This is a genomic window from Lachnospira eligens (assembly GCF_009680455.1).
GTDB lineage: Bacteria > Bacillota > Clostridia > Lachnospirales > Lachnospiraceae > Lachnospira > Lachnospira eligens_A.
This window is the reverse complement of record NZ_WKRD01000004.1, coordinates 234550-246805: the sequence shown is the minus strand read 5'-3', so window position 1 is coordinate 246805 and position 12256 is coordinate 234550. Positions and strand designations below refer to the sequence as shown.

The window sequence follows — 12256 nt, the reverse complement described above, 5'->3', positions numbered from 1 at the left end:
TACAGCTTCCTGTTTTCTATATCATAAGCATTATTGATATTGTAAATTCATTTTCATCAAACTGTTCAATGTGGCTTCCATGATATTTATCGACAATCTTATCTATGCTCTTCATTCCATATCCATGTTTTCTGTCAGAATCCTTCTTAATTGAAATGAAATTTCCTCCTATTATTTTAGGTGGAACAGCACATGAATTTACACATTTGATAAGTGTTGTCTCTTGCTTTCTCTTAACAACCAGTTCGATATATTTTTCATTAATTTCCTCACATTGCTTCGCAGCTTCATATGCATTCGATAATATATTGCCAAACAATGCCACTATATCTGTGGCAGCTATATCATCTATTGTTCCTGGCCGTATATCCACAACAAATTCTATATTTTCTATATAACATTTGCTATTATATTCGCTTATTAAACCGTTTAGTACATTATTATTAGAAAATGTTGTTCTCTTCTTAATATTATATTGTTCCATAATTGAAGTTATATAATCCTTCAAATCACTATTAGTTTCCATATCAAGCATTGTATTAAGATGATTATTCATATCATGTCTTAATATTTCAAGACTTTCGTTCTTCTCATTTTCAAGCTTATAATATCTTGCGTCTGCCTTTTCCTGTTCAAGCTGAATCTTGATACGTTCATTTTCAGCATTACGTTCATCAATTTTTATGTTAGACCACAAAATTAATATATCTGAACATACCAATCCAATCGAACTTATCATCATCCATATCGTCTCTTTTTGATGCAAATCCCAGGTTGTTCCAATAATATAATATGTCATAAAAACAATTAATGATGTTGTCAATGAACCCATTAAAAGAATTTTTGACATATCACCTTTATCGAATACAATGCTCCTCTTCTTTATAAACACTAACGTCTGCGTTATTAAAAAATAGCTAATATTACATAGGCAAAACATAAAAATTATATCTACCGTATCCTTTTTACCTGCATTCTCAATACCAACAATATATCTAGCTGTAAAAAACATTATTAATTCCGATAATGCATTCATTGCATTTAATATAATACCCCAAAACACTGCTGATCTTTTGCTTATATTAAACAATAATGCTATTAACAAAATATACGTTGAATTGTTAATTGCCGTAATAAAATATATATTTCCCGTCAGAAACACGCCAAACATTACAGCATGTCCTATCATGATAGCAATGCCCGTCACCCACTGTTTATATCTATGTTCATACATCTGTGACATACTCATCCACAATACTATTGCTTCTACAAGATGTGAAAAAATGTAACTCATTATAATTTCCATATCCACCTACTCCTGCCCTGCCAGATACAGAAGCATTTTCTGCTTGAATGCAGTTCTTTTTTCTCTTGATAAATCTATTGGTTCTTCGATGCCCTTAAGTTCAATATACTTATCAGTAAATCGCTCAACTCTGTCTATATTAACAATGAAGGATTTATTGACAAGAAAAAATTTATCCTCATCAAGAACACTCTGCCAATAAGAAAGACTTTTGAGACTTATGTACGACTTCGTATCTGTTTTGATATATCTTTTTCTAACAAGTGACTCTATGCATATAATCGAATCCTGTTCAATAATTACATTATCACCCTTATATTCAATATTGATTTTCTTGCTCTGACTCTTGCTGCATAATAATAATGCCTTATGTAAACCTCGCATAATCACAGGTCTTTCCAATGTTTTATTAATATACCTGAAAACTCCCTCGTCCATTGCATCATCAAGATAGCCCATATACGAAGTTATTATGAATAACACAATATTCTTGTTATTATTTCTTAAACATTTGCCAGCTTCAATTCCATTAATTCCGTCCATCTCAACATCAAGAAATGCAATGTCAATCTTTTCATTATTCTTAGCTGCTTCATCTCCACTGTTATATTCATAAACCTTATAATCCGTTATCTTATGATCAGCAAAGAATTCATCCACATATTTTCTTATCATATCAATATAAAGCTTATCATCATCACATATTAATATATTCATGCATTATCCTCTTCACTTAACTAATTAATAATTTTATTATATCAAAATGTTTAAAAAAACGACAGAAATTTCTTCCTGCCGTTTCTCTTAACATATATATTATCAATCTAAGAAGCCTGCTCAAACTGCGAATTATAAAGGTCAGCATAGAAACCGTTTCTTGCAAGAAGCTCATCATGAGTTCCCTGCTCAACGATATCACCATCCTTCATAACAAGTATCACATCAGCATCTTTGATGGTTGAAAGTCTGTGTGCAATAACAAAGCTTGTTCTGCCCTTCATCAGATTATCCATAGCCTTCTGGATTCTCTCCTCTGTTCTTGTATCAACAGAAGATGTTGCTTCATCAAGAATAAGGATTGGATTATCTGCAAGGATTGCTCTTGCAATTGTAAGAAGCTGCTTCTGTCCCTGTGAAACATTGCTTGCGTCCTCGTTAAGCTCACAGTCATAACCACCCGGAAGTGTCTCAATAAAGTGATGTGCATTAGCTGCCTTGGCTGCTGCAATAACTTCCTCATCAGTTGCATCAAGCTTTCCGTATCTGATATTCTCCATAATTGTACCCTTATAGAGCCATGTATCCTGAAGAACCATTCCAAATGCGTCTCTTAATTCTCTTCTGTTGAAATCCTTAACATTATGTCCATCAACAAGAATAGCTCCATCATTAACATCATAGAATCTCATAAGCAGTTTAACAATAGTGGTCTTACCTGCACCTGTCGGTCCAACGATAGCAACCTTCTGTCCAGGCTTAACATTTACACTGAAATTCTTGATGATAGTCTGGTTCTCATTGTATCCGAATCTTACATGCTCGAAATCAACCTCGCCCTTAATTCCTTCTGTAGAAACAGGATTCTTAACAGTCTGGTCTTCCTCTTCTTCATCAAGAAATTCAAATACTCTCTCAGAAGCTGCTGCCATAGACTGTACCTGATTGATAACCTGAGCAATCTGCTGGATTGGCTGTGTGAAATTCTTCACATACTGGATAAATGCCTGAATATCACCGATTGTTATAACATTTTTAATAGCAAGAAGACCGCCGGTTAATGCAACACATGCGTAACCTAAGTTACCTACAAACATCATGATTGGCTGCATCATTCCTGAAAGGAACTGTGACTTCCATGCTGAACCATAAAGGACATCATTAGTCTTGTTAAATGAATCAACCATATCCTTTTCTTTATTAAATGACTTAACAATCATATGTCCGCCATAAGTTTCCTCAATCTGTCCGTTAATATGTCCAAGATACTCCTGCTGTGTTTTGAAATATCCCTGTGACTTCTTAACAACGAAAGAAACAAGTCCCACTGATATTGGAAGTATTATAACCGCAATAAGTGTCATAAGCGGTGAAATGCTTAACATCATAACAAGAACACCAATCATAGTAGTTAAAGATGTAATGATTGTTGTAATACTCTGGTTGAGTCCCATTCCAAGTGTATCAACATCGTTAGTAATTCTTGATAACACCTCACCATATGTCCTGCTCTCGAAATACTTCATAGGCATACGGTTAATCTTCTCGCTGATTTCTTTTCTTAATCTGTAGCAGACCTTCTGTGTAATGCCTGTCATTATCCAGCCCTGTACAAAGTTAAATACTGCACTTGCGGCATACAGACAAAGCACGAATATAAGAATTGTTCCAATCTTTCCAAAGTCAATTCCACCAGTTCCACCGATTTTCTTTACAAGACCTTCTGACAGAGCTGTAGTTGCCTTACCAAGAACCTTCGGACCTACAACAGAAAATACTGTTGAGCATACAGCCATAACTGCAACAAATATTATCGCAATCTTATAGCTTCCAATATATCTTATAAGCTTTCCTATTGATCCTTTGAAATCCTTGGCTTTCTCAACAGGTGCCATTCCTCTTCCCGGAGGTCCCATTCTTCTTTTCGGTGGCATTTTGATATTTTTATTATCTTCCATACTGACTAGGCCTCCTTTCCAAGCTCTTTAGCAGAAAGCTGTGAACTTGCAATCTGCTGATATGTCTCACATGTCTTCATAAGTTCTTCATGCGTTCCCTTGCCAACAATCTTACCATCATCCATAACAAGAATCTGATCTGCATGAAGGATTGTGCTGATTCGCTGAGCTACAATAATAACAGTGGCATCAGACACATTTGCAGCAAGCTCCTTACGAAGAATTGCGTCAGTTTTTAAATCAAGTGCTGAAAAACTGTCATCAAATATAAACACTCTTGGGTGCTTTGCTATTGCTCTGGCAATAGAAAGTCTCTGCTTCTGACCGCCTGAAACATTAGTACCGCCCTGTGCTATAGGACTGTCATACTTCTCAGCCTTATTATCAATGAACTCAGTTGCCTGTGCAATCTGTGCTGCCTTAACGACATCTTCATCGCTTGCATCAGGATTACCGAATCTTAAATTACTTGCAATAGTACCAGAGAAAAGCATTCCCTTCTGAGGCACGTAACCAAGCTCACTTCTTAAGTCATGCATAGAGATATTTCTTATATCATGACCATCAATAGTAATGCTTCCTCCTGTAACATCATACAATCTTGGAATAAGATTAACGAGCGTTGACTTTCCACAGCCCGTACTTCCTATAATTGCTGTAGTCTTACCCGGCTCTGCTTTAAATGTAATATCCTCAAGTGCGTTCGCTTTAGCACCCGGATACATGAAATTTACATGATTAAACTCAACTACACCCTTTGCAGACTCAATTGTCTCAGGATTCTCAGAGTCTTCTATTGAAGAATGTGTATTAATAACTTCATCTATACGGTCAGCTGCAACCATCGCTCTTGGAAGCATTACAGACATCATTGTAAGCATAAGGAATGACATAACTATGAGCATCGAATATGTTATAAATGCAGTCATAGAACCTACCTGCATAACTCCGGCATCAATTCTGTGTGCGGCAACCCACACGATAAGAACTGACAAACCATTCATGATAAACATCATGCTTGGCATCATGAATGTCATTGTTCTGTTAGTAAAGAGCATTGTCTTAGTAAGCTTCTTATTAGCTTCATCAAATCTTTCCTCTTCCTTCTTCTCTCTTCCAAAGGCTCTTATTACAGAAAGACCTGTAAGAATCTCTCTGGATACAAGATTGACATTATCTACCAGCTTCTGCATAAGCTTGAACTTAGGCATCGCAATTACCATAAGAAGCATTACAAATGCAATGATAACCGCAACAGCCATAACTATAACCCAGCCCATGCCGGCTCCCGTTCCAACAACCTTTATAATTCCTCCAACACCAAGAATTGGTGCATACAGAATCATTCTCAGCATAATAACCGTAACCATCTGAACCTGCTGTACATCATTAGTTGTTCTTGTGATAAGTGATGCTGTAGAGAATTTGTCCATCTCAGCATTAGAGAATCCCATGACATTAGAATACAGTTTTCCTCTCATATCTCTTGCAACGCCTGCACCAACTCTTGATGCAAGGAAGCCTATACATACAGAAGTAACCGCCATAAGAAGTGCCATGGCAACCATCTTAAGACCAGCTGCCCACAGATACTTAGTCTGGATAAAATCCATGTCCATTCCTGCCTTGGCATCCATGCTCTTTGCATAAGCAACGCCCATAGACGAAACAAGAGTCTTTCCCATGGTATCAATAGTCTTCTGGAATTCGCTTCGCATAGAAAGGATATCGTCTTTACTCATAGCCCCTGCACTATACATTGCCTTCACTATCTGTCTCATATCCACACATATAGTTTCAACCTCATTACCATCCGAATCTTCCATCATCTGTGTAAATGTAGTTAGTTCAACGCCCATAGACTTTCCAATATCTTCTACCGAAACATTGGCAAGCTGTTCTTCACTTACATGCATCTGCTCTGCCATACGGCTCTTGAATGCACTTTCAGTCACTGAAGACATCTGGTTGTTAATTATAAGTGCTGTAAAAAGTGTGTCGTCTAAATCAGTCTTGTTCTTAGAACCTTTGACACTTAATTCATAGACATTATCATCTTCATTATAAGAATACGACTGTTCCCACAGCTGTGCTTCTTCCTCTGTCATAAAAAGCTTCGCAGTGTCAAATTCTTCCTTAGTAATCTTTTCTGGCACAGTATGCTCTATGCCTCCATTCTGTATACCTGTATCAATGATATCTGAAGTATACGCAGGAAGCGACAAGTCACACACTGCCTGAACAATAAGCAGTGCAAATACCAGCACTATCGACTTCCAGTATGGCAGCACATTTTTAATAATTCTGCTCATAAACACTCTCCCATCTTTATTAATAAATATTTTCAAAAAATCTGCTTTCAATAATAAATAAGCGTTTCTTATATTAACACCGATTTTCATCATAGTAAATTAATGTCAAATGTATTTTTATAAATAATTTATAAAGAATGTTTGAATAATAACAATATATATGTTATTATACGCGCGAACGTCATCCGTTTTTCGGAGATGTATCTTAACAAGCCGGAAGGGCTGCATACCTTTCCGCAAAGGAGACAATATGAATACTATCAATGCAACTCGAACTTCTGCAACGAAGTTCAACACTAAGTACATGGTGGAGCTGGCACTTATGGTTGCGGTCATACTCGTTATGTCACTGACCCCATTAGGCTACATCCGTACCCCTGGACTTTCTATCACCCTTTTAACTGTTCCTGTAGCTGTAGGTGCTATCATCTTAGGACCTGTCGGCGGTTTAATCTGTGGTCTGACATTCGGACTTACAAGCTTTTATCAGTGCTTCGTTGGAGGCGCAATGGGAACTGTTCTTCTCGGAATTAATCCATTTGGTACATTTGTAACAACAGTAGTAACAAGAACTCTTGAAGGCTTCCTTACAGGACTTATATTCAAGGGACTTCACAGTATTAATGGAGTTAAGAAATTTTCTTATTATATAGCAAGCCTCTGCTGTCCTTTACTTAATACTTTATTATTCATGAGTTCACTTGTTCTCTTCTTCTATAATACAGATTATGTACAGGCCTTCGTTACTGCACTCGGAGCTAAGAACCCACTTATATTCGTAGTATTATTTGTTGGTGTTCAGGGACTTATTGAGGCAGGAATCTGCTTTATTGTTGCTAGTGTGGTTTCCCGTGCATTATATGCTGCACTTAAGCTTAACCAGAATTAGTCAGTCACTTTGATTGAATAAATCGGACATTAATCAACGGAGGATTAGTTTTGTTTACAGAGATTTCAGTTAATGATATTAATGATTTTAGATTAGGTCATGCTTCCAATAAGGAAGCTGGCACTGGTGTAACTGTTATATATTTTCCAGACGGAGCTACAGCAGGCTGTGACATTAGCGGTGGCGGTCCGGCATCAAGAGAAACACCTCTTACTATGCCTATGACTGCTGACAATCCGATTAATGCCATCGTGCTGTCAGGCGGTTCAGCATACGGTCTTGCCGCATCTGACGGAGTTATGACATGTCTTGAAGAACATGGTATAGGATATAACACAGGCGTTTCACTTGTTCCGCTTGTATGCCAGTCATGCATATTTGATCTTGGATATGGAAGCTCTAAAGTACGCCCAGACAGTACTATGGGATATGAGGCCTGCATTCAGGCACTTATGAAGGCCGGTGTTGTCAATACTGATGCTTCCACCGCTGCCAATTCGGATAGCAGCGAACCCATTCAGGGCTGTATCGGTGCCGGAACAGGTGCGACTGTCGGCAAGATTATGGGAATGAAGCAGGCTGAAAAGTCAGGACTTGGAATATATTCAGTGAAAGCTGGCACATTTATAATGACAGCAATTGTTGTTGTAAATGCACTTGGAGATATATCAGATTATGAAACCGGTAAAAAGCTTGCCGGACTTAAGAACGCTGACAGAACAGAGTATATAAGCTGTGAAGAAGCACTCTATCAGTTCATGGCACCTCGCGATATGTTCACAGGCAACACAACAATCGGTGCGATTATAACCAACGCTGCATTTAACAAGGCTGAACTTAACAAGATTGCATCTATGGCAAGAAATGCGTATGCACGCTGCATTAATCCAGTCGGCACAATGGCAGACGGAGATACAATATATGCTGCAAGCACTGCAAAACGAGGCGGCAACGAAGCTGTACGTGTTGATATCAACTTCGCAGGAACACTTGCTGCCCGCGTTATGTCCGCTGCAATTAAGAATGCTGTAATGAATTCTAAGATATCTGATGAAGAATTTTTAAGCATGGTAAAGTAACACATGAAATAATCCCCGATAAGCTGCTGTTCTGACAGTCTTACCGGGGATTTTTATATTATCTTTATTTTTACATTTTAATTATTCACAAAGCTTAGAAAATGCATCCGCAACAAACTGTACCTTAGTTCCTATAATAACCTGTACAGATGTCTTTCCAGGTTTCATAACACCAGCAACACCAGCTGATTTAATAACCTTATCATTAACAAGTGTAATATCCTTTACTTCAAGTCTCAGTCTTGTAATACAATTATCTATGCTTGCAATATTCTCTTTTCCGCCACAGCCTTCAAGAATTGTCTTTGCAATTGCTGTATAATCGTCACTTGCAAGTTCAACTTTCTTTTCTGCTTCTATATCATCATCTTCTCTGCCAGGAGTCTTTAAATCCCATTTCTTAATGGCAAATAAGAATACAAAATAGAATACGAAGAATGCTGCTATACCAAGAGGAATTATCAACCATGTCTTCTGTGCTGCCGGAAGAGATGATGAGAATAACAGGTCAGTAGCACCTGCTGAGAAACTAAATCCTGCTCTGAAGCCTAATGCAACTGTAATCATTGTAAATATACCATAAAGAAGTGCATAGATAACATAGAGTCCAGGAGCAAGGAACATGAAACCAAATTCAAATGGTTCTGTAACACCACAGATAAATGCACATAATGCTGCAGAAGCAACAAGTCCTATAGCTACTTTTTTCTTAGCTGGCTTTGCACATTTAATCATAGCTAAAGCTGCACCAGGAACACCAAACATCATACATGGGAAGAAGCCTGACATATACATTCCAAGACTCCATGAAACATCACTTGATGTTTGTCCTGCCCAGAAGTGCTGTAAATCTCCAAGTCCGATAGTATCAAACCAGAATACGTTGTTCAACGCATGATGTAATCCGGTAGGAATTAACAATCTGTTCAAGAATGCATAGATACCTGCACCAACAATATCAAGCTTTACAATTGCCTTACCAACGCTTACTAATGCGCTGAACAGTAATGGCCATACAAATAATAACACAACAGATACAAGAATTGATACTACTCCTGAAACAATTGCTACGCATCGTTTTCCACTAAAGAAAGATAACCAGTTTGGTAATTTTGTATCTTTAAACTTGTTATAACACATAGCACCGATTATACCAGCAAGAATACCAATAAATGGATTCTCAATCTTGTTAAATGCAAGAGTTTTAGTTGCACTGTCTGCTATAGAAGGTATAATTACTGTAACAAACTTTGTAGAAAGAAGTGTTGTCATCATAAGCCACGAAGCAAGTGCCGCAATTCCTCCGGTACCATCATTTTTATCTGACATACCTACACCGACACCAATTACAAAAAGGATTGCCATGTTATCAATTAAAGCTCCACCAGCTTTTACAAGAAACAGACCAATCATATCAGCTGCGCCCTGAATATCTCCACCCTGAATAGCTTCTGGACACAGCATATAACCGATACCCATAAGGATACCACATATAGGCAGTACTGCCACAGGAAGCATTAACGCTTTTCCCAGTTTTTGAAGAAATTTCATACTTTTCTCCTCCTTTAAATCATTATTAATCGGGGTTATCCCAATCACGCGCATTGTGAAATCCTGAGTAATTATGATATTTTCAGAACTTCATCATCAATAGATACCTCACCCTCCTTTATTAGATTAATTTTATTATAATCGTCGGTATTGCATATAAGGACTGGTGTAATCGTATCCAATCCTGCCGACTTTATTTTTTCAAGATCAGCCTCTAAAAGTAAATCACCCTTTTTTACCTGCTGACCACCTGAAACATGTGAAATAAATGGTTCTCCCTTGAGCGTTACCGTATCCAGCCCAATATGTATCAGTAATTCTGTTCCCTGACTGGTTGTCATTGTCACAGCATGAAGAGTATCAAACACCATTGAAATCTCACCATCTGCCGGAGCATATATCTTTCCTTCAGAAGGGATTACTGCAAATCCATCTCCAAGAACCTTTTCTGAAAATGTTGGATCTGAAACTTCAGTAATTGGCACCACTTTTCCTTTACATGGAGAATAAATAATATTATCCTTTGACTTTCCTTTGAAAAAACCTAGCATATTATCTCCTTTCCATCAATATATACTCTCTTAATATTCAATTCCTCATCAATAAGCACGAAATCTGCTTGTTTTCCTACAGAAATACTTCCGACTTTATCATATATACCAATTTCCTTTGCCGGATTCTCTGTTGCACACATAACAGCTGTTTCTAATGAAATCCCTGCTTTTTTAACGACATATCGAAGACAATCCATTAAATTAGTTGCTGATCCGGCAATTGTTCCATCATGTAATGTTGCCAGATTACCTTTTACCACTACAGGCTGTCCTCCAAGAGTATATTCGCCATCCTCTAATCCTGTTGCTCTCATGCTGTCACTGATTAGTATTATGCGTCCCGCACCCAACATAGCAAATGTTGCCCGTATTACTGATGGATGAATATGAACTCCATCACATATCAGTTCTGCATGACATTGATATGAATCTCTTATTGCACCTATAACACCAGGCTTTCTATGATTCATAGGGGGCATTGCATTGTATAAATGTGTTGCATGAGTTGCACCATGTTGAATTGCCTCCATCGCAGTATCATAATCCGCTGCTGTATGAGCAATCGACACCACAACATTATCTTTTACTTTATCTATGAAATCCATCGCACCCGGCTCTTCTGGTGCAATATCAACAATCTTTATTAAATCATGTGCAGCTTTCTGGAGTTCACAGAAATACTCATAATTACAATGCATAATATTCTCTGCTGCCTGTGCACCCTTTTTTTGTGGACTTATAAAAGGTCCCTCCATATTAATTCCTACCAGATGGGCTCCACCATTATATGAATACTCTCCGGCATTCTTCATAACTTCAACAAGTTCTTCCTTAGCTATCGTCATGGTTGCCGGACATATACTCGTCACTCCGACAGAAGCCTCATACCGCGAAATTATATCAAGTGCCTCTTTAGTTCCATCACACATATCTGCGCCCTTGCATCCATGAAAATGAATGTCAACAAGTCCTGGAATCATCTTAAGTCCTGTAGCATCTACAACTTCATCGCCAACATAATTATGTATATCCAGCACTTTGGTGAATGTACCGTTATCTACAACGACATCTCCCTTAACAAATACATTATCCTGTGTATAAACATCAGCATTCTTTATAATCATATCTTCTCAACCTTCTATCCACCAAGTTAATAAGCTTTAGTAAATCTTACTAAGAGCTGCTTCATCTGCTACCAGTGTTACATCATTATGCAGCTGCAGAACTGATGCAGGAACATATGGTGTAATATGTCCAAAAAAGGCTTCTTTCACAATCTGTGCTTTATCTTCCCCACTTGCAATAACCAGAATCTTCTTTGCCTGCATTATTGTCTTGATTCCCATTGTGTATGCCTGTCTTGGAACGTCTTCTGCTGATTCAAAAAATCTCTTGTTAGCTTCTATTGTAGATTCTGTTAAATCAACACAATGAACCTGTTTTTCAAATGAATCTGATGGTTCATTAAATCCTATGTGTCCATTATGGCCTATTCCTAGAAGTTGTAAATCAATACCTCCAAGAGACTTAATCAGTTCAGAATATCTGTTACATTCTTTTTCTGAATCCTGCTCCATTCCATTAGGAATATGAGTATTCTCAACTGATATATTCACATTATCAAATAAATTCTTATGCATAAAATAATAATAACTCTGATCATTGTCCTGACTGAGTCCCTTATACTCATCAAGATTAACAGTCTTAACTGCTGAAAAATCCAAGTCACCTTTTTTATACCATTCTACTAACTGCTTATATAACCCAACTGGCGTTGAACCAGTCGCAAGTCCAAGTACACATTCCGGCTTCATAATAATCTGTGCTGATATAATATTAGCTGCCTTTCTACTCATATCAGCATAATCTTTTGCTTTGTATATTTTCATC

10 protein-coding genes are annotated in these 12256 nt (G+C 37.5%); 2 read left to right on the top strand and 8 right to left on the bottom strand.

Annotated features, from left to right (window positions below; translation table 11 throughout):
* Window positions 1–16: 16 nt before the first annotated feature.
* The 4 genes from GKE48_RS06790 to GKE48_RS06775 all read right to left on the bottom strand — a co-directional run bounded on the left by GKE48_RS06790 (window position 17) and on the right by GKE48_RS06775 (window position 6293).
* Window positions 17–1306, bottom strand: a complete 1290-nt coding sequence (locus GKE48_RS06790; protein WP_154300724.1) for a sensor histidine kinase — start codon at window positions 1304–1306, stop codon at window positions 17–19.
* A gap of 6 nt (window positions 1307–1312) precedes the next feature.
* Window positions 1313–2023, bottom strand: a complete 711-nt coding sequence (locus GKE48_RS06785; protein ID WP_154300723.1) for a LytR/AlgR family response regulator transcription factor — start codon at window positions 2021–2023, stop codon at window positions 1313–1315.
* Between the two features lie 107 nt (window positions 2024–2130).
* The gene (locus GKE48_RS06780) at window positions 2131–3981 is read right to left on the bottom strand and encodes an ABC transporter ATP-binding protein (RefSeq protein WP_022098358.1); all 1851 of its coding nucleotides are present in this window, start codon (window positions 3979–3981) and stop codon (window positions 2131–2133) included.
* A gap of 5 nt (window positions 3982–3986) precedes the next feature.
* A complete protein-coding gene (locus GKE48_RS06775; protein ID WP_154300722.1) occupies window positions 3987–6293 on the bottom strand; it encodes an ABC transporter ATP-binding protein in 2307 nt (768 codons plus the stop codon).
* Window positions 6294–6543: 250 nt separating this feature from the next.
* Between GKE48_RS06775 and GKE48_RS06770 the strand changes: the two genes are divergently transcribed.
* Together GKE48_RS06770 and GKE48_RS06765 are read left to right on the top strand one after the other, a co-directional pair.
* Complete coding sequence (locus GKE48_RS06770) at window positions 6544–7182, top strand: ECF transporter S component (protein ID WP_012740357.1); 639 nt, start codon at window positions 6544–6546, stop codon at window positions 7180–7182.
* Window positions 7183–7232: 50 nt separating this feature from the next.
* The gene (locus GKE48_RS06765; RefSeq protein WP_055213954.1) at window positions 7233–8261 is read left to right on the top strand and encodes a P1 family peptidase; all 1029 of its coding nucleotides are present in this window, start codon (window positions 7233–7235) and stop codon (window positions 8259–8261) included.
* Between the two features lie 81 nt (window positions 8262–8342).
* On the opposite strand, the gene GKE48_RS06760 is transcribed toward GKE48_RS06765, so the two are convergent.
* The 4 genes from GKE48_RS06760 to nagB form a co-directional block, all read right to left on the bottom strand.
* Window positions 8343–9812, bottom strand: a complete 1470-nt coding sequence (locus tag GKE48_RS06760) for a PTS transporter subunit EIIC (RefSeq protein ID WP_154300721.1) — start codon at window positions 9810–9812, stop codon at window positions 8343–8345.
* A 71-nt stretch (window positions 9813–9883) separates the two neighbouring features.
* Window positions 9884–10363, bottom strand: coding sequence for a PTS sugar transporter subunit IIA (locus tag GKE48_RS06755; RefSeq protein ID WP_022098362.1), 480 nt, complete (start codon window positions 10361–10363; stop codon window positions 9884–9886).
* Window positions 10357–11490 (bottom strand): N-acetylglucosamine-6-phosphate deacetylase, encoded by a 1134-nt coding sequence (nagA, locus tag GKE48_RS06750; RefSeq protein WP_154300720.1) that lies wholly within the window; start codon window positions 11488–11490, stop codon window positions 10357–10359. The genes GKE48_RS06755 and nagA overlap by 7 nt, the downstream gene beginning before the upstream one ends.
* A gap of 36 nt (window positions 11491–11526) precedes the next feature.
* Window positions 11527–12255 (bottom strand): glucosamine-6-phosphate deaminase, encoded by a 729-nt coding sequence (nagB, locus tag GKE48_RS06745; protein ID WP_154300719.1) that lies wholly within the window; start codon window positions 12253–12255, stop codon window positions 11527–11529.
* Between the last annotated feature and the right edge of the window lies 1 nt (window position 12256).